At 65.2% G+C, this 22744-nt stretch carries 20 protein-coding genes; 11 read left to right on the plus strand and 9 right to left on the minus strand.

The features are described from left to right. Positions 1-23: 23 nt before the first annotated feature. Positions 24-359, minus strand: a complete 336-nt coding sequence (locus EU800_RS00915) for a cupin domain-containing protein (protein WP_129627473.1) — start codon at positions 357-359, stop codon at positions 24-26. A 220-nt stretch (positions 360-579) separates the two neighbouring features. Here EU800_RS00915 and rpsB point away from each other — a divergent pair, with 220 nt between their 5' ends. Together rpsB and tsf are read left to right on the plus strand one after the other, a co-directional pair. After that, positions 580-1398, plus strand: coding sequence for a 30S ribosomal protein S2 (gene rpsB, locus EU800_RS00920; protein ID WP_165354522.1), 819 nt, complete (start codon positions 580-582; stop codon positions 1396-1398). Positions 1399-1491: 93 nt separating this feature from the next. Next, positions 1492-2364, plus strand: a complete 873-nt coding sequence (gene tsf, locus EU800_RS00925) for a translation elongation factor Ts (protein WP_129627476.1) — start codon at positions 1492-1494, stop codon at positions 2362-2364. 497 nt (positions 2365-2861) lie between these two features. Here tsf and EU800_RS00930 read toward each other — a convergent pair whose 3' ends face one another. Then, entirely contained in the window at positions 2862-3614 is a 753-nt protein-coding gene (locus EU800_RS00930; RefSeq protein ID WP_129627479.1) for a LuxR family transcriptional regulator, read from the minus strand. 472 nt (positions 3615-4086) lie between these two features. Here EU800_RS00930 and rquA point away from each other — a divergent pair, with 472 nt between their 5' ends. Together rquA and EU800_RS00940 are read left to right on the plus strand one after the other, a co-directional pair. Further along, positions 4087-4833: a rhodoquinone biosynthesis methyltransferase RquA gene (gene rquA / locus EU800_RS00935; RefSeq protein WP_129627482.1), complete on the plus strand. Its 747-nt coding sequence runs from the start codon at positions 4087-4089 to the stop codon at positions 4831-4833. 268 nt (positions 4834-5101) lie between these two features. Further along, entirely contained in the window at positions 5102-5371 is a 270-nt protein-coding gene (locus EU800_RS00940; RefSeq protein ID WP_129627485.1) for a DksA/TraR family C4-type zinc finger protein, read from the plus strand. 13 nt (positions 5372-5384) lie between these two features. Here the strand turns inward: EU800_RS00940 and phoB are convergent, their stop codons facing one another. The 6 genes from phoB to EU800_RS00970 all read right to left on the minus strand — a co-directional run bounded on the left by phoB (position 5385) and on the right by EU800_RS00970 (position 11574). Further along, positions 5385-6077, minus strand: coding sequence for a phosphate regulon transcriptional regulator PhoB (phoB, locus tag EU800_RS00945; RefSeq protein WP_129627487.1), 693 nt, complete (start codon positions 6075-6077; stop codon positions 5385-5387). Next, entirely contained in the window at positions 6078-6803 is a 726-nt protein-coding gene (phoU, locus tag EU800_RS00950; RefSeq protein ID WP_129627490.1) for a phosphate signaling complex protein PhoU, read from the minus strand. It lies immediately after the preceding gene. Positions 6804-6818: 15 nt separating this feature from the next. Continuing rightward, positions 6819-7616 carry a phosphate ABC transporter ATP-binding protein PstB gene (gene pstB, locus EU800_RS00955; RefSeq protein WP_129627493.1) on the minus strand — a complete coding sequence of 266 codons (798 nt, stop codon included), beginning with the start codon at positions 7614-7616 and terminating at the stop codon, positions 6819-6821. Positions 7617-7633: 17 nt separating this feature from the next. Further along, the gene (gene pstA / locus EU800_RS00960) at positions 7634-8962 is read right to left on the minus strand and encodes a phosphate ABC transporter permease PstA (RefSeq protein WP_129627496.1); all 1329 of its coding nucleotides are present in this window, start codon (positions 8960-8962) and stop codon (positions 7634-7636) included. Continuing rightward, positions 8959-10431: a phosphate ABC transporter permease subunit PstC gene (gene pstC / locus EU800_RS00965; RefSeq protein ID WP_129627499.1), complete on the minus strand. Its 1473-nt coding sequence runs from the start codon at positions 10429-10431 to the stop codon at positions 8959-8961. Before pstC ends, pstA begins: the two co-directional genes overlap by 4 nt. A 102-nt stretch (positions 10432-10533) precedes the next feature. Next, positions 10534-11574, minus strand: a complete 1041-nt coding sequence (locus tag EU800_RS00970; protein ID WP_129627501.1) for a substrate-binding domain-containing protein — start codon at positions 11572-11574, stop codon at positions 10534-10536. Between the two features lie 303 nt (positions 11575-11877). Here EU800_RS00970 and EU800_RS00975 point away from each other — a divergent pair, with 303 nt between their 5' ends. Further along, positions 11878-12276 (plus strand): hypothetical protein, encoded by a 399-nt coding sequence (locus EU800_RS00975; RefSeq protein WP_129627504.1) that lies wholly within the window; start codon positions 11878-11880, stop codon positions 12274-12276. Positions 12277-12641: 365 nt separating this feature from the next. Continuing rightward, positions 12642-13550, plus strand: coding sequence for an ankyrin repeat domain-containing protein (locus EU800_RS00980; protein WP_129627507.1), 909 nt, complete (start codon positions 12642-12644; stop codon positions 13548-13550). Between the two features lie 90 nt (positions 13551-13640). On the opposite strand, the gene EU800_RS00985 is transcribed toward EU800_RS00980, so the two are convergent. Beyond that, complete coding sequence (locus EU800_RS00985) at positions 13641-14114, minus strand: Lrp/AsnC family transcriptional regulator (protein WP_129627510.1); 474 nt, start codon at positions 14112-14114, stop codon at positions 13641-13643. A 117-nt stretch (positions 14115-14231) separates the two neighbouring features. Between EU800_RS00985 and putA the strand changes: the two genes are divergently transcribed. From putA to ileS, 5 genes are all read left to right on the plus strand, one after another. Then, positions 14232-17687, plus strand: coding sequence for a bifunctional proline dehydrogenase/L-glutamate gamma-semialdehyde dehydrogenase PutA (gene putA, locus EU800_RS00990; protein ID WP_129627512.1), 3456 nt, complete (start codon positions 14232-14234; stop codon positions 17685-17687). A 61-nt stretch (positions 17688-17748) separates the two neighbouring features. Beyond that, positions 17749-18840, plus strand: a complete 1092-nt coding sequence (locus tag EU800_RS00995) for an AbrB family transcriptional regulator (protein WP_129627515.1) — start codon at positions 17749-17751, stop codon at positions 18838-18840. Positions 18841-18986: 146 nt separating this feature from the next. Further along, complete coding sequence (locus EU800_RS27880) at positions 18987-19121, plus strand: hypothetical protein (protein ID WP_256369747.1); 135 nt, start codon at positions 18987-18989, stop codon at positions 19119-19121. A gap of 39 nt (positions 19122-19160) precedes the next feature. Then, positions 19161-19493 (plus strand): TfoX/Sxy family protein, encoded by a 333-nt coding sequence (locus EU800_RS01000; RefSeq protein WP_129627518.1) that lies wholly within the window; start codon positions 19161-19163, stop codon positions 19491-19493. A gap of 207 nt (positions 19494-19700) precedes the next feature. Further along, positions 19701-22643, plus strand: coding sequence for an isoleucine--tRNA ligase (gene ileS / locus EU800_RS01005; RefSeq protein WP_129627521.1), 2943 nt, complete (start codon positions 19701-19703; stop codon positions 22641-22643). The last annotated feature ends 101 nt before the right edge of the window (positions 22644-22744 follow it).

The raw sequence follows: 22744 nt of genomic DNA on the forward strand, positions 1-22744 counted from the left end.
CGACGGAGAGCCCGTCGGCGGCCTCAGGCCTTGAGCGGGTAACGGTCGTTTTCCGCAAAGACGTCGATGACGGTGGTTCCGGCGCTGATCTTGCCGGAATGGACCACACCGGCGGGAATGTCATAGCTGTCGCCGGGCCGCACCCGGCGGACGTCGTCGCCGATCGTCAGCTCGATCTCGCCGGCAAGGACCGTGCCCCATTGCGCCCCGTGGCTGTGCGGTGGCAGCGCGAATTCCTGATGGAAGATGAAAAAGACAAGCAGCGCGTCCTCGCTCCGGATGGCGCGGCTCTCAACCACGTCGCCCGGAAAATCGATATCGAGCGATGGAAGGTTCATCAGGAAATCGGGCAGCTTCATCGGTGTCTCCCTTGATTTTTCGGCACGTTAGCATCGTTCATGCGGCGCGGGACAGGAATTCGGAGTCGCAGGGCTTGCGCGCGGGGCGTGGATGGTCTAAGCGCGGCGCACTTCACAGGCGGGGTCTGGGCCATCGGGGGAGACATCCCCGGTCGGTCCGCCGGTTGGGCGAGAGCCCTCAATGACCCCACCGAGGACGCGAAACCGGAAAGGATTGGATATGGCGCTTCCCGACTTCACCCTGCGTCAGCTCTTGGAAGCTGGCGTTCACTTCGGTCACCAGACCCAGCGGTGGAACCCCCGCATGGGCGAGTATATCTACGGCGACCGCAATGGCATTCACATTCTCGACCTGACTCAGACGCTGCCGATGCTCGAGCAGGCGCTGGCCGTGGTCCGCGATACCGTCGCCAAGGGCGGACGGATCCTCTTTGTCGGCACCAAGCGCCAGGCGCAGAAGCCGATCGCCGAGGCTGCAGAGCGCTGCGCGCAATACTACATGAACCACCGTTGGCTGGGCGGCACGCTGACTAACTGGAAGACCGTCTCGCAATCGATCAACCGCCTTCGCTCGATCGACGAGCAGATGGCATTGGGCGCCGAGGGCCTGACCAAGAAGGAACGCCTCCACATGGAGCGTGACCAGCAGAAGCTGACCGCTTCGCTCGGCGGCATCCGCGAGATGGGCGGCGTCCCAGACCTTCTTTTCGTCATCGACGTGAACAAGGAAGACCTCGCGATCCTCGAAGCCAAGAAGCTCGGCATCCCGGTCGTCGCAATCGTCGACACCAATGCTTCGCCCGATGGCGTCGATTACGTGATCCCCGGGAATGACGACGCGGCCCGCGCCATTGCGCTCTATTGCGACCTCATCTCCCGCGCCGCGCTCGACGGCATGTCGGCGCAGATGGATGCCGCCGGCATCGACGTGGGCGAGATGGAAGAGGCGCTGGTCGAGGAAGCGCTCGAGGCTTCTGCCGAAGAGGGCGAGACGGCATACGCGGCGCCCGCCGCTGAAGAGACCCCGGCCGAGAGCTGATTTCCGCGCGCGTCGCGGAACTGTCACGGAAATTATATCTGCGGCGCGTTATTGCGGGCCGCAACACGACCCCCAATCGAGGAGAGCCAAGAGATGGCGATCACCGCGAAACTGGTGAAGGAACTGCGCGACCTGACCGGCGCAGGCATGATGGACGCCAAGAAGGCGCTGACCGAAACCGACGGCGAAATGGAAGCCGCAGTTGACTGGCTGCGCACCAAGGGCCTGGCCAAGGCCGCCAAGAAATCCGGGCGGGTCGCCGCCGAGGGGCTTGTCGGGCTGAAGGTCGCAGGCGGCAAGGGCGTCGTCGTCGAGGTCAATTCCGAGACCGACTTCGTCGCCAAGAACATCGAGTTCCAGGAGATGGTCGCCGGCATCGCCGACGCCGCACTCGAGGCTGCGGATATCGAGGCGCTGAAGGCTGCCGATCTCGGTGGCAAGCCGATCTCCGAGGTCCTGACCGACAAGATCGCCACCATCGGCGAGAACATGTCTGTGCGCCGCATGGCCAGGGTCGAGGGCGAGACCGTCGCTGCCTATGTGCACAATGCCGCGGCGCCCGGCCTCGGCAAGATCGGCGTTCTGGTCGCGCTCCGTGGTGGTGACGAGGCGTTTGGCAAGCAGGTTGCGATGCATATCGCCGCCGCCAACCCCGCCTCGCTCTCGGAAGCCGATCTCGACCCGGCCGTCGTCGAGCACGAAAAGCAGGTCCAGATGGACATTGCCCGCGAGTCCGGCAAGCCGGAGCAGGTGATCGAGAAGATGATCGTCGGCCGGATGAAGAAATTCATGTCCGAGGTCACGCTGCTCGGCCAGGCGTTCGTGGTGAACCCGGACCTGACCGTCGCCGAAGCCGCCAAGGAGGCCGGCGTCGAGATCGTCGGCTTCGTGCGGATGGAAGTCGGCGAGGGCATCGAGAAGAAGCAGGAAGACTTCGCGGCCGAAGTGGCGGCGATGCAGAAGTAACCCGGTCGGCCGGCCTCAGGGCCGGCGCCGGAACGGGATTTCGGGCACCATGGATGCCCGAACCGGGAGAGACGGCCGCGAAGGGCATCTTCGCGGCCGCTTTTTTGCGCTGCGGATAAAAGAAACCTTGGGGGCGCGGGGCAGGGCTCCACACCGCTCAGCCTCTCCGAAGGAGAAACGACGCAGCACGGGCGAGCTGCGTCGTTTCAATCCACATGCCGAACCGGGCATTGGGGATGATGCCCAAGCTCGTGGATAAGCGTCGACCTGCGAGGTGGAAAATGCACCCCGCAGGCCGACATCCGGTTTCCCGGAGTGCACCGATGACCTCGAAATAGAGAGGCATCCACCGACACACAGTTCCTTGGCCAATTGCCACCACTCACGGAACACCCGCATCATGCCAGTTTACGCTTGGTTAAGGAAGTCCGGAATCCCCGACCGACCTACCTAAAAGGACAGGTTGCGCAAATTTTTTTTGGTTAACAGCGCGCGATTCAGTCTTCGAGAACGAAGATCTGGTTAAGAAATGAGGCCTTCAGAACCGCCTGGGCGGTTGTCGAAACGTCAAGCGCTTCGCGCGCGAGTCGCAGGTGCTTCTCGACGGTCGCGGCGGTCAATCCCAGGATCTCCGCGGTATCGGCCGTGGTCTTGCCGTCGCCCACCCATTCGAGCACCTCGCGCTGGCGTGGCGTCAGCGGGCGCAGGGAGTTGGGGTTGGGCATGGTGCTGAGTCGCAGGTGCAGAACGTTGCTCATGGCCTCGATCTCGCGCCCATGCCGCGCCCAGATGTCGTCCGCCGCATCAAAGCCCATGGCCGGCACCGCGGTCAGGCTGATCGCCCCCTTGGCACGGGGGGAGTTGGTCAGAAAGCTCACCGTGTAGCCTGCGCCGAGCCCGTGGACCTTGTTGAACTCCCACACCTTGCGGGCCATCTCGCCCATCCGGCCCTCGGCCGCGGCGGCCGCCGTGCCGCGCCAGTTGCTCGACCCGACATTGTTCAGCGCCCAATGCGTCATCGGCGCGCTCAGGTACAGTCCCTCGTTCAGGAATGGTTCGATGTAGTCGCGGTCATGGTTCGTGAGCACCAGCATGTCCTGCGGATCGCCAAGCGAACGCTCGGTACGGAACCGGGTGAAGCCATAGAGGACTCGGTTGAAACCGTAGGCGGCCATGACCTCTAGGTGATAGGTCCAGACGTGCTCCATTTCCGTCAGCGACGTCACCCGTTCGACGTAATCAAGGATCATGCCGGGGATCTCGCCGGGGCAGGGCACACGCAGTGCGAGAAGTGTCTCAAGGCGCCGCAGGCGATGGCCTGGCAGGGCGTGCACTGGAGGGCGTGTGTATGCATGTCGACGTCTTCGGTTCGTTCAATCAACTGATTGTAATTGCTCATGGGAAACCTGTCGAGGGTCGCGGAACGTCGCCAAGAACACCCGCGATTCCGATATCCGAACGCGAATCGTCTCCGGCCGTTCCCGAACGCCCGGACGAAAATGGCCGCGAATTCGGGCGAAATCGGCTCTTGCGAGAGCCTTGCAGTGTCGAGAAGGCAGAAATGCAGGAAAGTTACGAAAAATTCGGCTTTGCCGCATGTTGCGGCCCGAAAAACGCGGTTAGGGTCGGCCGCAACCGTGTTTCACGGTCTCCGGAGGCGCTTTGGCGGGGCGTCAAACTCTCAAGGGGGGCGAGGCTCCCGCAGATGGAAAGGGTCCAGTAATGAATGCCAGCGTCGATTTTGCGGGGAATGAGAGGGCCGAAGTTGTCCCGGCGTCGATCGCGGTCACATGCGATGGCGCACCTGCGCCAGCGCTTCCAGACTACCTCGTGGATGTCTACACCTGGGCCTATGTCGCGCCGAACATGGTGGAAATTCTCGACCGTGAACCTGTCGTCGCAGTGATCCTCTGGATGCAGCAAAACAAGCTGATGCGCGCCGCGCGCGACGAGATCGCCGTGGGAGACCGGGTGTTGCAGCCGGCGGCGGTCTATGGCCGCCTGGTCGCGGACCTGGCCGAGAAAGTCGGTCCCGAGGGCGAGTATCACGTGAGCGATATCCAGCAGGTCCAGATCGATCATGTGAACCGCAAGATTGCGCATATGCCGCAGAGCCGCACGGATATCTGCGATGCCCGCAAGACGGGCGACGGGCTCTATGACGTCGTCAACAGCTACTTCCTGATGCACGAGGTCCCGGAGGACTACAAACGTGATATCGCCAACAACCTGGCGCGCCACGTAAAGCCGGGCGGCAAGCTGATGTTCGTCGATTACCACGAACCGGTGATGTGGCATCCGATGCGACCGATCATCTGGCTTGTCTTCAAATGGCTCGAACCCTTTGCCAAGGCGCTCTGGACGAACGAGCTCTGGGAGTATGTCGACGATCGCGACGCCTTCGAATGGCACAAGGAGAAGATCTTCGGCGGGCTGTACCAGAAGGTGGTTGGCGTTAGGAAGTCCTGATCTCCAAACAATTTCAACGTCCTGAGAGACGAATCTGACATGGCGCCGCAGGATCTGAACGCGGCGCGCGTTACATCTTTTATTTACATAATACCGATTATGGGAATATCCGATGTGGCGTGGAGCGTGGTCCAGATGGCGCTGCATCAGTGGCTTTCTCGGGCCGTTCGGGATTCGCACCAGTGATATCCATGCGCGATCCGGCCCATTCGCTCGATTGAACGAAACCGGATTTGCTGTCACCCTCTCAAGTCGAAGGAGGCTCGGCATGGCTGGAGGTTGGGCGCGCGATGGCGCGGTGAGCGAACAGATCGAGGATTCAATCCAGGACGAGTTGTCCCGGATGAAGGCACGACGGCAACCGGTTGGCGAGAGCCTGACCCATTGCGCGGAATGCGAGGAGCCGATCCCGGAGGCTCGGCGGGCCGCCCTGCCCGGCGTCAAGCTCTGTATCGATTGCCAGCAGGAACGCGATTCTGCCTATACGCAGCGCGGCGGGATCAATCGCCGCGGCAGCAAGGACAGCCAGTTGAAGTAACGGAGCGTGCCAGTCAGCCGAGCGCGTAGCCGGCACCGCGCACCGTGCGCACCGGATCCTCGCCGCCATGCTGGCAGAGTGCCTTGCGAAGCCGTCCGATATGGACGTCGACCGTGCGGGTGTCGACATAGATGTCCCGGCCCCAGACCCGGTCGAGGAGCTGTTCGCGGCTCCAGACCCGACCGGGCTTTTCCATGAAGGTGCTGAGCAGCCGGAATTCGGTCGGCCCAAGTTTCAGGAGCTTCTCGTCTCGGAAAACCTTGTGGGTCTCGGCATCGAGCAGAATGTCCTCGTAGACGAGCCGCTCGCCGACGCTGGCCGGCCGGGTCCGGCGCAACTGCGCCCGGATCCGCGCCATCAGCTCGGCCACCGAATAAGGTTTCACCACGTAGTCATCGGCGCCGGTCTCGAGCCCCCGCACCCGATCCACTTCCTCGGACCGGGCGCTGAGCATGATGATCGGCACGTTGCGGGTGTCAGGACGGGTCTTCAGGCGCCGGCAGATCTCGATGCCCGAGACGTTCGGCAGCATCCAGTCGAGGACAATGACGTCGGGCGCATCCTCTTCGACGAGAAGAAGCGCCTCTTCGCCGTTCCCGGCCTTGTCGACATGGAATCCCTCGGCCTCCAGATTGTAGGCAAGGACTTCCCGCTGTGCGGGCTCGTCCTCGACCACAAGCACTCTCGGCTGGTCCGAAGGCGACATCTAGACCCCCTCGCCCGTCTCGACTGAGGTGCGGTCCGCCTTGGGCCGGTTCTCGTCCGGAACGACGCCGGTCGCGAGATAGATCACCTGCTCGGCGATCGCCGTCACGTGGTCGCCCATCCGCTCGATGTTCTTGGCGATGAAATGCAGATGCATGCAGGCAGTGATGTTGCGCGGATCTTCCATCATGTAAGTGAGGTAGTTGCGGAACAGCGAATTGTACATCTGGTCCACCTCGAGGTCGCGCTGGCGCACGTCCTCGGCCAGTTCCGGGTCACGCTGCACGAAGGCGTCGAGCGCGTCCTTCAGCATCACCTCGACCATCTTGGCCATCCGCCGCGTGGCGCTGCCTCCATCCTCTATCGGGTTCATCTGCACCAGAACGCTGGTGCGCTTGGCCATGTTCTTGGCATAGTCGCCGATCCGCTCTAGGTTGGAAGCGATCTTCATCACCGCGAGGATGGTGCGCAGGTCGAAGGCCATCGGCTGCCGCTCGGCGATGGTCAGCGCCGCCTGCGACTGGATCATCGCTTCCAGCTCGTCGACGGCGCGGTCGGAACTGCGTACCTTCTCGGCCAGTTCCTCGTCGCGGGTCGCCAGCGCATTGGCCGCATCGAGGATTGCCGCCTCGACGAGGCCGCCCATCTTCATGATATGCGCCTGGATCGCCTCGAGGTCGCGGTCGTAGGCCCGGGTGATGTGCTGCTCGGTCTTGTCCATAACCATGTGTCCGGTCTCCCCTTAGCCGATCCGGCCGGTGATGTAGCTCTCGGTGCGCGGATCCTTCGGATTGGTGAAGATCGCGCCGGTTTCGCCGAATTCCACCAGGCTGCCTAGGTGGAAGAAAGCGGTCTTCTGGCTGACGCGCGCAGCCTGCTGCATCGAGTGGGTGACGATAACCACCGAGAAATTTTCGCGCAACTCGTCGATCAGTTCCTCGACCTGCGCGGTCGCGATCGGGTCGAGCGCCGAACAGGGCTCGTCCATCAGCAGGACCTCAGGTTCGGTGGCTACGGCGCGGGCGATGCAAAGCCGTTGCTGCTGCCCGCCCGAGAGCCCCGTCCCCGGCGAGTCGAGCCGGTCCTTCACCTCGTCCCAGATCGCCCCACGCCGAAGGGATTTCTCAACGATATCATCGAGATCCGCCTTGTTCCTCGCAAGCCCGTGGATCCGGGGTCCATAGGCGATATTGTCGTAGATCGATTTCGGGAACGGGTTCGGCTTCTGGAACACCATCCCCACCTTCGCGCGGAGCTGCACCGGGTCGACGCGCCGGTCATAGATATCCTCGCCATCGAGCAGCAGGTTGCCCTCGACGCGGCAGATGTCGATCGTGTCGTTCATCCGGTTGAGACAGCGCAGGAACGTGGACTTTCCGCAACCCGATGGTCCGATGAAGGCCGTCACGGTCCGGTCCTCGAGCTTGACGTCGACGTTCTTGATCGCCTGCGTGTCGCCGTAATAGACCTGCACGTTCCGGCAGTCGAACTTGATTTCCTTGGTGTCCACTTTGCGCTCCATGGGTCGCATGTCGTTCATGGTTTCGGTCTCCCCGGTTACCAGCGACGCTCAAAGCGACGGCGGAGGATGATGGCAATGATGTTCATCGTCAGAAGGAAGATCAGCAGGATGATGATGCCGCCCCAGGCCTTGTCGTAAAAGGCCTGATCGGCGCGGGCGGCCCAGGTATAGATCTGCGCCGGCATCGCCGAGTTGGGTTCGACGAACCCGTCAAGAAAGCCGTCCGGATAGCCCCGGGCGACGAAACCCACCATGCCGATCAGCAGGAGCGGTGCGGTTTCGCCGAGCGCCTGCGCCAGGCCGATGATCGTGCCGGTCAGGATGCCGGGCATGGCCAGCGGCAGGACGTGGTGGAACACCGCCTGCATCTTGGAGGCCCCTACCCCGAGCGCCGCGTCGCGGATAGAGGGCGGCACCGATTTCAGCGAGGCGCGGGTCGAGATGATGATCGTCGGGAGGGTCATCAGCGTCAGTACCAGCCCGCCCACCAGCGGCGCCGATTGCGGAAGATGCATGAACTGGATGAAGACCGCGAGACCGAGGATGCCGAAGACAATCGACGGCACCGCGGCCAGGTTCGAGATATTCACCTCGATGAGGTCGGTGATCCAGTTCTGCGGTGCGAATTCCTCGAGATAGATGGAGGCGGCAACGCCGATCGGCAGCGAGAGGCCGAGCACCACGAGCATCATGAAGAAGGAGCCGACGACCGAGGCGCCGATCCCTGCCCCGCCCGGGTTGTCGACGCCCGAATCGGCGCCGGTGATGAAGGGCCAGTTGAACTCGGACTTGATGATGCCCGCCGCCTTCAACTGGTCGGCGAGGTCGAGATCCGTGGCCTCCAGGAAGCGGCTGTCCTGAAGGGTCTCACGCTTCACGCGGCCGTTGAAATAGCCGTCGACGCGCGAGGATGTCGGCAGGTTGAAGGTCACGGGTGCGTCGAGGTCACCCGGATGTGCGGTGTAGTGTTCCCGGATCGCGTTACCGACCTTGCCCATCAGGCGCTCGATCGAGGCCTCGTCGAACGCGACCTCGATGCCCTGCTGCGTCAATTGATCCGCAAGTGCCGAGTTGAAGAAGCCCGAGTAGGCCTTGGTCTTGAAGAGCTGGCTCTCGGCCTCGTCGAACTGCGCCTGCGTCAGGGTGAAATTCACCTCGACGACGGTGCGGGTGAAGGCGGGCGTTCCGTTCCGGATGATCGCGACGGCGAGCACGACCAGGAAAAACAGGCCGATGGCGATCGCGGCGATTCCACAGGCCTTGAACCTAGCCTCCGTTGCGTTGCGGCGCCGGGTGCGCGCGTCGATCTGATGGATCGAGCGTCCCTTGCGCGGAGCGGCCCCGTGAAGGCTGGCGTCGGTCATTCGTACTGCTCCCGGTATTTGCGCACGATGTAGAGGGCGAGGATGTTGAGCCCCAGCGTCAGGACGAAGAGCGTCATGCCGAGGGCAAAGGCGACCAGCGCCTCGGGTGAGGCGAAATCGGCGTCACCGGTAAGCTGGGAGACGATCTTGGCGGTCACCGTGGTCATCGCCTCGAACGGGTTGAGGCTGAGCCGCGCGGCCGCGCCGGCCCCCAGCACCACGATCATCGTCTCGCCGATGGCGCGCGAGGCCGCCAGCAGGATGGCGCCGACGATCCCCGGCAGCGCCGCCGGCAGGACGACCTGCCGGATCGTCTCTGACTTGGTGGCTCCAAGGCCGTAGGAACCGTCCCGCATCGATTGCGGAACCGCGTTGATGATGTCGTCGGAGAGCGAGGAGACGAAGGGGATGAGCATCACGCCCATGACGAGCCCCGCGGTCATCACCGCGGTGCCTGCCTTCATCCAGCCCAGGCCGTCCGCTCCGAAGACGGAGAGCAGCAGCGGGCCGACGGTCAGCAGCGCGAACAGACCGTAGACGATGGTCGGGATGCCGGCGAGCACCTCGAGCATCGGCTTGGCGATGGCGCGGACCCGCGGCGACGCGTATTCGGAAAGGTAGATCGCCGAAAACAGCCCGATCGGCACCGCCACCGCGAGCGCAACGACGGAGATGTAGAAAGTGCCCCAGAGCAGCGGAAGCACGCCGAGCTGGGAAGACCCGCCGCGTCCGGAGAAGCTCGGTGACCATGTCAGGCCGAAGAAGAAGTCCGACGCCGGATAGAGGCGGAAGAATTCGAGCGTGTTGAAGACCAGCGAGAGGACAATTCCGATCGTGGTCAGGATGGCGATCGAGGCGGCGGAGATCAGCAGGATCCGCACCGACGTCTCGACGATGTTGCGGGCGCGAAACTCGGCCCGGTTCTCCCGGATCGCCCAGAGCGCACCGAGCACCGCGAGCGCCAGTGCCGCGACGGTCATCATCATGTTCCCGGTCGAATGCATGATCCGGAAGTGCTGGGCGGCGCGCAGCACCGGCTGGGTGATCTGCGAAGTGACGATCTGTCCGGCATCCTTCAGGCGTTGGGTAATGTCGATGACGTCGGCCCTCGCGCTGCGGGCGGCGTCCTCCCCGATCACGCCGGCGGCCACGGCATTGTCGAGCCCCTCGGCGACCCGGCGCACCTCCGCCATGACCAGCCCGCGGGACGAGCTGTTGGGGATCGCCCCGTCGGAGAGCATGCCCGAGACGACGGAACTCACATAGATCGGCTGCACGATCAGCCAGACGATGATCAGAAGGAACGCCGGAACCATCGCCTTGATCGCCGCGTTCCATCCGTAATAGCTCGGCAGCGAGTGCAACGCGCGGATGTCGCCCCCTGCGCTTGCCAGCGCGCGCGCGCGACCGGCGACGTAGCCGATCGCCGCGATCGCGAGCACGATCAGCAGTATCCAGAATATCGGCATGGGTCCCCCGTGTTCCCGGTTTCGGTGTGGAAAAGGTCCTAAGAGAGGAAGGGGGCGGCGGAATATGCCGCCCCCCTTTTGAGAACGGGCCCGGGGCCGCGATTACATGCTGTCGCCCATGGTCTTCTCGGCCTCGACGGCGGCCTGGGTGGCGGCCAGCTCGGGGTCGGAGACGAGGCCATACTGGGCCAGCGGACCGGAGGGGCCGGCCAGTTCGTCGGAGATGAAGAACTGGGCGTATTCCTTCAGGCCGGGGATGACGCCGATATGCGCCTTCTTGATGTAGAAGAAGAGCGGACGCGACACCGGGTATTCGCCGGAGGCGATGGTCTCGGTCGAGGGCCGGACGCCGGACATGGTCGCGACCTTCAGCTTGTCGGTGTTGTTCTCGTAGAAGGCCAGGCCGAACACGCCGATGCCGTTGGTGTTGGCGTCGATCCGGGCGAGCGTCTCGGTGTAGTCGCCGTCGATATCGACCGACTTGCCGTCGGTGCGCACCGCGAGGCAGGCGTCCTCGGCGTCGTCCTCGGACATGCCGCCATCGACCATGGCCTTCATCGCGCCGGTCTCTTCACAGCCGATGAGCAGGACTTTTTCTTCGAAGACTTCGCGGGTCCCGTGCTTGGTGCCGGGGATGAACATGGCGATCTCGGCATCCGGCAGGTCGGCGTTGAAGTCCGACCAGCTGGTGTAGCTGTTGTCGACGATCGCGCCGTCCTTCAGCACCTTGGCGCCGATGGCGTTGAAGATGTCGGACGGGGTGAAGGCGGTGAAGGCCGGACCGGACTGCTGCGAGGCAAAGACGATGCCGTCATAGCCGATGCGGACCTCGATGATGTCGGTCACGCCGGCCTCGGCACAGGCCTTGATTTCCTTGTCGCGGATCTTGCGCGAAGCGTTGGCGACGTCGATGGTGTTTTCGCCCACGCCTTCGCAGAAACGCTTCAGGCCAGCGGAGGATCCACCCGACTCGACGACCGGGGTCGGGAAGTCGGTGTTTTGGCCGAAGGCCTCGGCAACGATCGACGCATAAGGCAGAACGGTAGAGGAACCGGCGACCTGAACGTTGTCACGGGCAGCGGCGGCGGTGGCCGAAACGGCCGCGATCGCCAGAGCGGAGGCGGTCAGCTTCACGAGAGACATATGTGTTCTCCAAGGCAGTGGATTTGTCTGGACCGTCGCTCCCCGACGGCCTCGCTTGGCGTGTATGCAACACACGTTGGCCTTTTGTGACAGGTTTGTAACAGTCTCATGACAGTGTGGGGTTTTCCGCTTTTGCGCGGCATTCTGACGTCACGGAAGCCTCGGTCGGCGCCCACGGCCGTCCCCACCCGACCTGCGCGCTTCCGCTCCCGAGTGGCTTAACCGGTTTCAGCGATTCCCGCAGCCGGACTGGCGCCCGCATGCTAGTCTTGCGCAGGGGGCGATCAACGCGGGAGCAGGAGGATGCGTCTTGCAATCGCGATTCTTGTGACGAGTCTGGCCGGCTGCACCCTGCCCCACAAGCCTGCGCCGCGGGTGATGGAGGTCACGCGGCGCGGACCCGGGCCGGCCTATGCCTGCCTCCTGCCCCGCCTGCCCGCCCAGGGCCTGCGCCAGCAGACCGAACAGACCGAGGATGGCTGGCGGATGCGGATCCAGATGCTCGTCAGCCCGCCGACCGGCTGGTACGACAAGGGCGAGATCGAATACACCGCCGCCGGCCTGCGCTACGTCCCCAACAGCGCCACGGACGGAATCGGCGATGCAAGGCTCGGGGCCGCGCTGGTGCCGATGCTCGAGATTTGCGGCGGCGGGGTGCTGAACCAGGACCCAGAGGCATTAACTATCACTGCCAGAACATGAGGATGGCGGCGAGTGTGATTGCCAATAGGAACACCGTGGGGCACGTGTCGCTGCGAGTCGCAACGCGCCGCCTTTCTTTCCATCGCCTCAACATTGGTCTCGACGCGACTGCGGCGCTTCTCTCAGTGCTTGTCGTAGCGGATGGCCTGTCGCAAGACTTCCCGCCCGGGATGCAAAGGCGTTTTCCTCTGTCATTCAGGGCATTCCGGCACCGGTCGGCATCCTAGACCCGACAAGCATTCATCCTAGTCGGCGGCAGGCAAACTTCTGAAAGGCGCTGTTCGCCAAAGACGTTTCTGAGTTTTCCCTTGCTGTGTTACGCTGCGTCACGTCTCTTTAAATGCGCGTCATCGCAGGAGGAGAAAATGCGAACTGTCCTTCTCACTCTCTTTTCCTTTGCTTTTCTTGCGCCAGCCAGCGCAGGACCACTAAACGATGCCGCCAAAAAGGGCGACATCGAAGAGATCAGGCGCCTCCTTGACGACGGCGCGGACGTGAACGAGGCCGACACGATGGCGTCTCCGCTGCACTACGCAGCGATGAGGGGACACGCAGAGGCGATCGGGCTCCTGGCAACGAGGGGCGCGAGCCTGGATGCACCGAGCAAGATGGGCTCCCCCCTAGTTGCAGCCGCGCAGTTCGGTCAGGTCGAGGCGACGATTGCGCTCCTTGAAGCAGGCGCAGACCCGAATGTGGGCCGTGGAGATCAGGCGACGCCTCTCATGGTCGCCGCCTTTCGAAAGCAAACCGACGTTGCCAAGGTTCTTCTTGCCGGCGGCGCCGATCCGAACGTCATCGGGATTGCGTCGTTTCGGGCTTCCATCAATGGACCCGCGACAGCTTTGCATATCTCGATCGTTCAGGGCAGTGAGGAAATAGCAGAACTCCTGAGGGAAAATGGCGCCGAACCGATGCCTCCAGAGGTTCCGTTGGACCTTGCTGAACGCGGCAACGCCGAGCGCGGCAGGATCCTAGCACAGCAGACCTGCGGAACTTGTCACACTGTTTTGCCGGAAGGTGAACCGCTCATTGGCCACGTTGATGCCGGTCCTCCGTTGATCGGCGTGATCGGGCGACCTGTGGCGGACCTTCCGGGTTTCGAGTATTCCAACGCGCTCAAGGCACACGGAGGCGTCTGGACGCCGGAGCGGATCTATGCATTTGCGTTGCGTCCGATGCTGACGGTACCTGGCACTCGCATGGACTGGGCGCCAGATCGTACACCCGGAATGATCGCTGACATTGTGGCCTATTTGGTATCCGAATACCAATAGGTCTCGGGAGCAGGACGTTTGGCGCAGCCTGAGTCTTCATTGTCCCGCCTACCAATCGTCGGTGTGGGCAACAGAGAACAAGCGTTCGGCTCAGAACCGCCCCTCCTTCACCGCCTCCATGGCGACATGGGTCGAGGTCGACGCGACATGCGGCAGTTGCGACAGCCGTTCGGCCATGACGGTCCGGTAACTCGCGATATCCGCCGTGCGGACCTTCAGAAGGTAATCGTAGCTGCCCGCAATCATGTGGCATTGCTCGACCTCGGGGATCTTCCGGACAACCCGGTTGAAGGCGGCGAGCGCGGCCTCGCTGGTTTCCGAAAGCCGAACCTCGACGAAGGCAACATGCGCCCGGCCAAGCCGGATCGGATCGAGGATCGCCTGGTAGCCGAGAATGTAGCCCGCCGCCTCCAGCCGCTTCATCCGCGCCTGGACGGGGGATTTCGAGAGACCGACGCGACGCGCGAGTTCCGTCGCCGGAAGCCGGCCATCGGCCGAGAGTGCTTCGAGGATCGCAAGGTCAAAGGAATCGAGTTCGGGTGCGGCAAGGCGTTTCTCGGCCATCTGTCCTTCCTCTGGTTGCAAAATCGGGAATATTGCCTGCACTCTTTGAAAGGAAGGGCAAACCGACCGCCTGCAAGCGGATAGATTCGAGTGGCCCCCATTTGACAGGCTGATTCCATGATCACGACGCTCGATACCGCCCGCGCGCGCCTTCACGCCCTGACTCACCCGGACGAGCCTACGCGCCTAGCCGAGTTGACCGCGCTCGCGGCGCTCTCCGACGCGGATCGTGCGGCGATCTCGGCACGCGGCGCCGCGCTCGTGGAGGCGATCCGCGGCTCGGACGATCCCGGACTGATGGAAATGTTCCTCGCGCAATATGGTCTCTCGACCGACGAGGGTATCGCGCTCATGTGCCTCGCCGAGGCGTTGCTACGGGTGCCCGACGCGGCCACGATCGACGCCCTGATCGAGGACAAGATCGCGCCGTCCGACTGGTCCGCCCACTTGCGCAAGTCGGCCTCCTATCTCGTCAACGCCTCGACCTGGGGCCTCTTGCTCACCGGCCGGGTGCTCAAGAGCGACCATCCCGGCCTCGCCGGCACACTCCGCGGCGCCGTCCGGCGGCTGGGCGAGCCGGTGATCCGCTCCGCCGTCGGCCAGGCGATGAAACAGATGGGCAACCAGTTCGTGCTCGGCGAGAGCATCGGCGCGGCGCTCAAGCGCGCGGCGAAGATGGAGGAGAAGGGCTACAGCTATTCCTACGACATGCTGGGCGAGGCGGCGCGCACCGAGGCCGACGCGCTGCGCTATCACCGCGCCTACCTGGACGCGGTCTCGGCGATCGCGCCGGCGGCGAGGCGCGGCGGCATCCGCGAGAACCCGGGCGTCTCGGTCAAGCTCTCCGCACTCCATCCGCGCTTCGAGGTAAGCCAGCGCGGCCGCGTGATGGACGAACTCGTCCCCCGCGTTCGCGACCTCGCGCTTGCCTGCAAGCATGCCGGCATGGGGCTCAACATCGACGCAGAGGAGGCCGACCGGCTGGAGATCACGCTCGACGTCTTCGAGGCCGTCGCCCGCGACAAGCGGCTGGCGGGATGGGACGGGTTCGGCACCGTGGTGCAGGCCTACGGGCCGCGTGCCGACGCCGCGCTCGACTGGATCCACGCGCTCGCCGAGACGCTCGACCGCCGCTTCACCGTGCGGCTGGTCAAGGGCGCCTATTGGGACAGCGAGATCAAGCGGGCGCAGGTGCTGGGGCTCGAGGGCTTCCCGGTCTTCACCCGCAAGCCGATCACCGATGTGAGCTATATCGCCTGCGCCCGGCGGCTCCTCGGCATGACCGACCGGATCTATCCGCAGTTCGCCACCCACAACGCCCATTCCGCCGAGGCGATCCTGCACATGGCCGAGGACCGGCAGAGCTTCGAGTTCCAGCGCCTGCATGGCATGGGCGAGCGGCTGCACCAGATCGTCAAGGACCGCGAGGGCACGCGCTGCCGGATCTACGCGCCCGTGGGCGCACATCGTGACCTGCTGGCCTACCTCGTCCGCCGGTTGCTCGAGAACGGCGCCAACTCCTCCTTCGTCAACCAGATCGTCGACGAGGCCGTGCCCGCCGCGGAGGTCGCCCGCGACCCCATCGCCGAGGCGGAAGCCGCGCTGACCCGGCCGACCCCGGTGGTCCGCCCGGCCGATCTCTTCGGCGCGGACCGCCGCAATGCGCGCGGCTGGGACCTCACCGATGCCGATGACCTGGCCGAGATCGAGGCGGCCCGCGCCCCCTTCCGCACCAAGCGTTTCAGCGAGGGTCCGATCATTGCCGGCCAGACCCATGTCGGCGACGGCAGGCCGGTCGTGAACCCCGCCGACCCCGCCGATATCGTCGGCCATGTCACCGAGGCCAGCCCGGCGCAGGTCGAGGCCGCGCTCGCGGCCGCCGATCCCTGGACGGCCGAGCCCTTCGAACGCGCCGCCACGCTGCGCCGCGCCGCGTCGCTCTACGAGGAGAATTTCGGCCTCTTCTTCGCGCTGGCCGCCCGCGAGGCCGGCAAGTCCCTGCCCGACTGCGTCGGCGAACTGCGCGAGGCGGTCGACTTCCTGCGCTACTACGCATCCCGCATCGAACATCTCGACCGGCCGGCACGCGGCACCTTCGCCTGCATCTCGCCCTGGAACTTCCCGCTGGCGATCTTCACCGGCCAGATCGCTGCGGCGCTTGCCGCCGGCAACGCGGTGTTCGCCAAGCCCGCCGAACAGACCCCGCTCATCGCCGCAGCCGCCGTGCACTTGCTGCATGAGGCCGGGGTGCCGGCGACGGCACTGCAACTCCTGCCCGGCACCGGCGAAACGGTCGGCGCGGCGCTCACCTCCGAACCGCGTGTCGACGGCGTCTGCTTCACCGGCGGCACGGATACGGCGCAAATCATCCACCGTTCCATGGCCGAGAGTCTCGCTCCGGACGCCCCGCTCATCGCCGAGACCGGCGGACTGAACGCGATGGTGGTCGATTCCACCGCGCTCCCCGAACAGGCGGTGCGCGATATCCTGGCCTCCGCCTTCCAGTCCGCGGGCCAGCGCTGCTCTGCCCTGCGCTGCCTTTACGTCCAGGAGGATATCGCGGAGGGGCTTCTGGACATGCTCAAGGGCGCGATGCAATGCCTCTCGCTCGGCATGCCCTGGGATCTCTCGACCGATGTCGGCCCGGTGATCGACGAGGACGCGCGACGCGTGATCGACGCGCATGTCGCGAAAGCCGAGGCCGAGGGCCGGCTGATCTTCCGCCTCGACGCGCCCGCGGAGGGCCTGTTCTGCGCCCCTGCCCTCATCCGCATCTCCGGCATCGCCGACCTGGAGCGCGAGGTGTTCGGTCCGGTCCTCCATGTCGCCACCTTCAAGGCCGCCGAGCTTGGCCGGGTCATCGATGCGATCAACGCGACCGGGTACGGCCTGACCTTCGGGCTGCACTCGAGGATCGACGACCGCGTGCAATCGGTGGTCGACCGCGTCGCCGCCGGCAACCTTTACGTCAACCGCAACCAGATCGGCGCCATAGTCGGCTCCCAGCCTTTTGGTGGCGAGGGGCTTTCGGGCACCGGGCCCAAGGCCGGCGGACCGGCCTACCTGCCGCATTTCACAGCGCCCGCCGGTCCGGACGCACCGGCCGAGCCTTTCGCGGAGGCGACCACGGCCGCGGCCGTGCAGTCGCAGATCGACGCGGCCAACCGCTCGGACACGCCCATCGAACAGATCGACATGCCCGGCCCCACCGGCGAACTCAACCGGCTGACCACTCTGCCCCGCGCGCCCGTCCTGTGCCTCGGCCCGGGCGCGGAATGCGCCGCGGCTCAGGCCGATCTCGTGCGCGCCGCGGGCGCCACGCCGATCCCGCTCGACGCCGACCTGCCTCCCGCGGCGCTGGACGGCCTCGAGGGGTTCGGCGCCGTTCTCTGGTGGGGCGACGCGGAAACCGCCCGCGCGCTGCGCCGCGCCCTCGCGGGCCGACCGGGGCCGATCCTGCCGCTTCTGACCGGGCTCGCGCCGGCCTCTGCCTTCCAGCTCGAACGCCACCTCTGCGTCGACACGACGGCCTCGGGCGGAAACGCGGCGCTGTTGGCAGCAGTATCGCAATAGGCTCTGCGCCGTCTTGCAAAGGGCGGCGCGCGCATGGCAATGGGCGGGAACGGACCCGCTCATGACCCTGCCCCCCTCCTCCCTCTGGCCAAAGATCGCGCTGGCCGCCGCGATCGGCATCCTCTCCGGGATCGCCGCGCGCCGCTTCGGCATGCCCCTGCCCTGGATGCTCGGGCCGATGATTGGCTGCAGCCTCGCCGCGGTCGCCGGAGCGCCGCTGCACGGCCCCGCCGGCCTGCGCCAGGTCGTCATTCCGGTTATCGGCGTGATGCTCGGCTCGGGCTTCCACCCCGGCCTCTTCGCCAATATCGGCGAATGGATCGGCACGCTCCTTCTGCTGCCTGCCTTCCTCGCCACCGCCACCGTCGCAAGTTACACCTTTTACCGCCGCGTCGGCGGCTACAGCCCGGTCAACGCCTTCTTCTGCGCCGCTCCGGGCGGGATAAACGAGATGGTCGTCCTTGGCGCCGAGGCCGGCGGCGACGAGCGGCGCATCGCCCTTGCCCACGCGCTGCGGATCTTCCTGTCGATCTCGATCATCGCCCTGGTGTTCGCGCTGCTGCTCGACATCCGCGCCGCACGCGGCCCCGGAAGCTGGGTCGGGCTCACAGACCTCAGCCTGCGCGATGCCGCCCTGCTGGTCGCCGGCGGCGTCGCCGGGCTCCTCCTGGGCCGCCGCCTCCGCTTGCCCGCACCGATGCTTTTCGGTCCGATGCTGGCCTCGGCGGCCACGCACATGACCGGGATCGTCACCGCCGCGCCGCCCTCGCTTTTCGTCGTCGCCGCCCAGATCACCATCGGCACGATCCTCGGCTGCCGCTTTGCAGGCATCTCCGTGACCGAGATGCGCCGCGACATGGCGCTTGGCTTCGGATCGGCGCTCGTCCTGCTCGCGGTCACGACCGGGTTTGCCGCCCTGCTCCTTCCGCTGACCGGCACGCCACTGGCCCAGGCCGTGCTCGCCTATTCCCCCGCGGGGCTCACCGAGATGTCGCTGCTGTCGCTCGCCATGGGGCAGGACGTCGCCTATGTCTCGACCATGCATGTTGCCCGAATTGCTATGATTCTCTTCGGAATGACCCTGGTCTTCCGCGCGATCGGAACGCGACTCATCGCCGCCTCCCGCCCGGACAGTAGCGATCCGTCCGCCTAATATTCACATTCTCGCAATATTAGCGATAACATTTGTAACAATTGCCGGCTTTCACGGCAATTTTCTTTCGGCTTTTCTCAATCCCATGCTTTCATTGCAGTATCAACGATCCGCGGCCCCGCGCCGCACCATTTGAGAGAAGTGATATGAAAGAAGAGAATTTCCGGACTCCGCCCTCCAAGGATGATGAACAGGCGCGCACGGACGATCGCCGCGATTCCGACCAGTCCCAATCCGGCGACGCCCCCAGCTACAGCTTCCGCGACTTCGCCAGCATCTGAGCCTCTTGCCGGGAATGCCGGGGCGGCTATCCTGCCGCCATGGCGTCCCCGATCTCCTCGATCCGAAATCTCGGCCCCGCAATGGAGGCTGGCTTTGCCCGTGCTGGCATCACATCCGCGGAGGAACTTCGCGCGCTCGGCGCCGACGATGCCTATCGCCGCCTGCTGGCCGCCGGTACGCGGCCGCATTTCATCGGTTATTACGTGATCGAAATGGGGCTTCAGGGCCGCCCCTGGAACGATTGCCGCGGCAAGGAGAAGGACGCGTTGCGCCGGCGATTCGACGCAATCGTCGCCGAAACCCGCCCCTCCGGAGCTCCGGCCGGCATAGAGCAGGTCCTCGACAGGATCGGCACCGGGCTGCGTCGCTAGGCACCGCGCCCGCGACGCCGCGCCACGTCACCGCTCTGGACCCCCGCGCGACCTTGCGCTAAGGCCCTGCCCAAGATGCTGACTCGTTCGATCATTCTGCGAATTACCATCCCGGCGCTCTGACAGACGAGCCGCCGGGACAAGGCGCATGGGCTCCCCGCGCCGCCGAATTCTCCGAACATCGATGACCCAGAAGGACGCCACCCCATGTGCGCCGAGACGACCGACACAGCCCGAACCGACGCCCCCGACTACAAGGACACGCTCAATCTCCCGCGCACCGAGTTTCCGATGCGCGCGGGCCTGCCGAAACGCGAGCCCGGCTGGCTCGAGCGGTGGGAGGAGATCGGCATCTATGACAAGCTGCGCGAGAAGGCCGAGGCGGAGCCGCGCCCGCCCTTCACGCTGCATGACGGCCCTCCCTATGCCAACGGGCACCTGCATATCGGCCACGCGCTCAACAAGATCCTCAAGGACATGGTGGTCCGCTCGCAGCAGATGATGGGCAACGACGCCCGCTACATCCCCGGCTGGGACTGCCACGGGTTGCCGATCGAGTGGAAGATCGAGGAGCAGTATCGCCAGAAGGGCAAGAACAAGGACGAGGTGCCGGTCGTCGAGTTGCGCCGCGAATGCCGTGCCTTTGCCGAGGAATGGGTCGGTATCCAGCGCGCCGAATTCAAGCGGCTGGGCGTCACCGGCAACTGGGACGATCCCTATCTGACGATGGACTACCATGCCGAGGCGGTCATCGCGCAGGAATTCATGAAGTTCCTGATGAATGGAACGCTCTACCAGGGTTCCAAGCCGGTGATGTGGTCGGTCGTCGAGAAGACCGCGCTGGCCGAGGCCGAGGTCGAGTATCACGAGCATCAGAGCCACACGATCTGGGTGAAGTTCCCGGTCGCCCGCGCCGTGGAACCCACCGGCGCGCGCTCGGAGTTGCGCGGCGTGAATGTCGTGATCTGGACCACCACTCCCTGGACGATCCCGCAGAACCGCGCCGTGGCCTTCAACCCCGAGCTCTCCTACGGGCTCTACGAGGTCACCGCGGCGCCGGCAGAGAACTGGGCGAAGACCGGCGAGCGATACCTGCTGGCCGACAACCTGGCCGAGGACGTGATGAAAGCCGCCCGGGTCGAGGGCTTCACCCGGCTGCGCGACGTCACCGCGGCGCAGCTCGACCTGCTGCAATGCGCCCACCCGTTCCGCGGTATCGAGGGCGGCGAAGGCGAATGGGACTATGACGTGCCTATGCTTCCGGGCGATCATGTCACCGACGAGGCCGGCACGGGCTTTGTCCACACGGCGCCCAGTCATGGTGCTGACGACTACATCCTCGGGGTGCGCCACGGGCTCAAGATGACCCATAACGTGCTTGAGGACGGCTCCTTCCGGCCGGACCTCCCGCTCTTCGGCGGTGCGGTGATCTTCGACCACAAGGGCAAGGAAAAGGACGCCAACAAGCGGGTCATCGAGGCGCTTGCAAATGCGGATGCGCTCATCGCCCGTGGCCGGCTGAAGCATTCCTACCCACATTCCTGGCGCTCGAAGGCACCGCTGATCTTCCGCAACACGCCGCAATGGTTCGTCTCGATCGACCGCAAGGTCGGCGACGACCAGGACGCGCTCGGCCAGACCATCCGTGCCCGCGCGCTGGCGGCCATCGACACGGTCACCTGGACGCCGGCATCGGGCCGCAACCGGATCCATTCGATGATGGAGAGCCGCCCCGACTGGGTGCTGTCGCGCCAGCGGGCCTGGGGCGTGCCGCTCGCCTGTTTCGTGAAGAAGGGCGCGAGGCCGGATGATTCCGACTTCCTGCTGCGCGACGCGGCCGTCAACGCCCGCATCACCGCCGCCTTCGAGGCTGAAGGCGCGGACGCCTGGTATGAAGAGGGCGCCAAGGCGCGCTTCCTCGGCAACGACCACGACCCGGACGCCTACGAACAGGTCTTCGACATCCTCGACGTCTGGTTCGATTCCGGCTCCACCCACGCCTTCGTGCTGCGCGACCGGCCGGACGGGACCGAGGACGGAATCGCCGACCTCTATCTCGAGGGCACCGACCAGCACCGCGGCTGGTTCCATTCCTCGCTCCTGCAAAGCTGCGGCACCCAGGGGCGCGCGCCCTATCGCGGCGTGCTGACCCACGGCTTCACGCTCGACGAGAAGGGCAACAAGATGTCCAAGTCGCTGGGCAACACGATCCTTCCCGAGGAGGTCGTCCGACAATATGGCGCCGACATCCTGCGGCTCTGGGTGGCGCAGTCGGATTACACCTCCGATCAGCGGATCGGCCCTGAGATCCTCAAGGGCGTCGCCGACAGCTACCGCCGCCTACGCAACACGATGCGCTTCCTGCTCGGCAGCCTCGGCGATTTCGACAGCATCGAGCCGGTGCTGCCGGTCGACATGCCGCCGCTGGAACGCTGGGTGCTCAACCGGGTCGCCGAGCTCGATTCCGAGGTGCGCGCCGGCTATGGCGCCTATGATTTCCAGGGCGTCTTCCAGAAGGTGTTCAACTTCGCGACCGTCGATCTCTCGGCCTTCTACTTCGACATCCGCAAGGACACGCTCTATTGCGACGCCGATGACAGCCGGTTCCGTCGCGCGGCGCTGACGGTGCTCGACGTCCTGTTCCACCGGCTGACCACCTGGCTCGCGCCTGTGCTGGTCTTCACCATGGAAGAGGTCTGGCTGGAGCGGTTCCCGGACGCGGCCGGCTCGGTGCACCTTCAGGACATGCCGGAGACCCCGGCGGACTGGCGAAAGCCGGAACTGGCCGACCTGGTCGACCGGGTCCGCAACGTGCGCCGGGTCGTCACCGCGGCGCTGGAAGTCCAGCGTCAGGCCAAGGTGATCGGGTCGAGCCTCGAGGCTGCGCCCGAGGTCTATGTCGAGGATGCGACGCTGGTGGCGCTGCTGCGGACGGTGAATTTCGCCGATGTCTGCATCTCCTCGCAGATCACCCTGATCGAGGACGTTGCGCCCGAGGGGGCCTTCACCCTTGATGACGTGCCGGGCGTCGGCGTGGTCTTCGCGCGTGCGACCGGCGAGAAATGCCAGCGCTGCTGGAAGATCCTGCCCGATGTCGGAACACATACGCATCCCGGCACCTGCCAGCGCTGCAACGACGCGCTCGGCTGACACGCTCGCCCGCCGCCGGTCTCCCACGGGACGGCGACGGGCGAACCGGCCGCCCATGCGAGGGGGCTTCCCTCGCTCCTGCAGCAACGGTACCAAGGCCC

The sequence above is a fragment of the Tropicimonas sp. IMCC6043 genome (assembly GCF_004146235.1).
Taxonomy (GTDB): domain Bacteria; phylum Pseudomonadota; class Alphaproteobacteria; order Rhodobacterales; family Rhodobacteraceae; genus Tropicimonas.

Bases quoted from the DNA above. Each gene is read 5' to 3' on its own strand.
- EU800_RS00915 (WP_129627473.1), bottom strand. From the start codon at position 359: ATGAAGCTGCCCGATTTCCTGATGAACCTTCCATCGCTCGATATCGAT.
- rpsB (WP_165354522.1), top strand. From the start codon at position 580: ATGGCGCTTCCCGACTTCACCCTGCGTCAGCTCTTGGAAGCTGGCGTT.
- tsf (WP_129627476.1), top strand. From the start codon at position 1,492: ATGGCGATCACCGCGAAACTGGTGAAGGAACTGCGCGACCTGACCGGC.
- EU800_RS00930 (WP_129627479.1), bottom strand. From the start codon at position 3,614: ATGATCCTTGATTACGTCGAACGGGTGACGTCGCTGACGGAAATGGAG.
- rquA (WP_129627482.1), top strand. From the start codon at position 4,087: ATGAATGCCAGCGTCGATTTTGCGGGGAATGAGAGGGCCGAAGTTGTC.
- EU800_RS00940 (WP_129627485.1), top strand. From the start codon at position 5,102: ATGGCTGGAGGTTGGGCGCGCGATGGCGCGGTGAGCGAACAGATCGAG.
- phoB (WP_129627487.1), bottom strand. From the start codon at position 6,077: ATGTCGCCTTCGGACCAGCCGAGAGTGCTTGTGGTCGAGGACGAGCCC.
- phoU (WP_129627490.1), bottom strand. From the start codon at position 6,803: ATGGTTATGGACAAGACCGAGCAGCACATCACCCGGGCCTACGACCGC.
- pstB (WP_129627493.1), bottom strand. From the start codon at position 7,616: ATGAACGACATGCGACCCATGGAGCGCAAAGTGGACACCAAGGAAATC.
- pstA (WP_129627496.1), bottom strand. From the start codon at position 8,962: ATGACCGACGCCAGCCTTCACGGGGCCGCTCCGCGCAAGGGACGCTCG.
- pstC (WP_129627499.1), bottom strand. From the start codon at position 10,431: ATGCCGATATTCTGGATACTGCTGATCGTGCTCGCGATCGCGGCGATC.
- EU800_RS00970 (WP_129627501.1), bottom strand. From the start codon at position 11,574: ATGTCTCTCGTGAAGCTGACCGCCTCCGCTCTGGCGATCGCGGCCGTT.
- EU800_RS00975 (WP_129627504.1), top strand. From the start codon at position 11,878: ATGCGTCTTGCAATCGCGATTCTTGTGACGAGTCTGGCCGGCTGCACC.
- EU800_RS00980 (WP_129627507.1), top strand. From the start codon at position 12,642: ATGCGAACTGTCCTTCTCACTCTCTTTTCCTTTGCTTTTCTTGCGCCA.
- EU800_RS00985 (WP_129627510.1), bottom strand. From the start codon at position 14,114: ATGGCCGAGAAACGCCTTGCCGCACCCGAACTCGATTCCTTTGACCTT.
- putA (WP_129627512.1), top strand. From the start codon at position 14,232: ATGATCACGACGCTCGATACCGCCCGCGCGCGCCTTCACGCCCTGACT.
- EU800_RS00995 (WP_129627515.1), top strand. From the start codon at position 17,749: ATGACCCTGCCCCCCTCCTCCCTCTGGCCAAAGATCGCGCTGGCCGCC.
- EU800_RS27880 (WP_256369747.1), top strand. From the start codon at position 18,987: ATGAAAGAAGAGAATTTCCGGACTCCGCCCTCCAAGGATGATGAACAG.
- EU800_RS01000 (WP_129627518.1), top strand. From the start codon at position 19,161: ATGGCGTCCCCGATCTCCTCGATCCGAAATCTCGGCCCCGCAATGGAG.
- ileS (WP_129627521.1), top strand. From the start codon at position 19,701: ATGTGCGCCGAGACGACCGACACAGCCCGAACCGACGCCCCCGACTAC.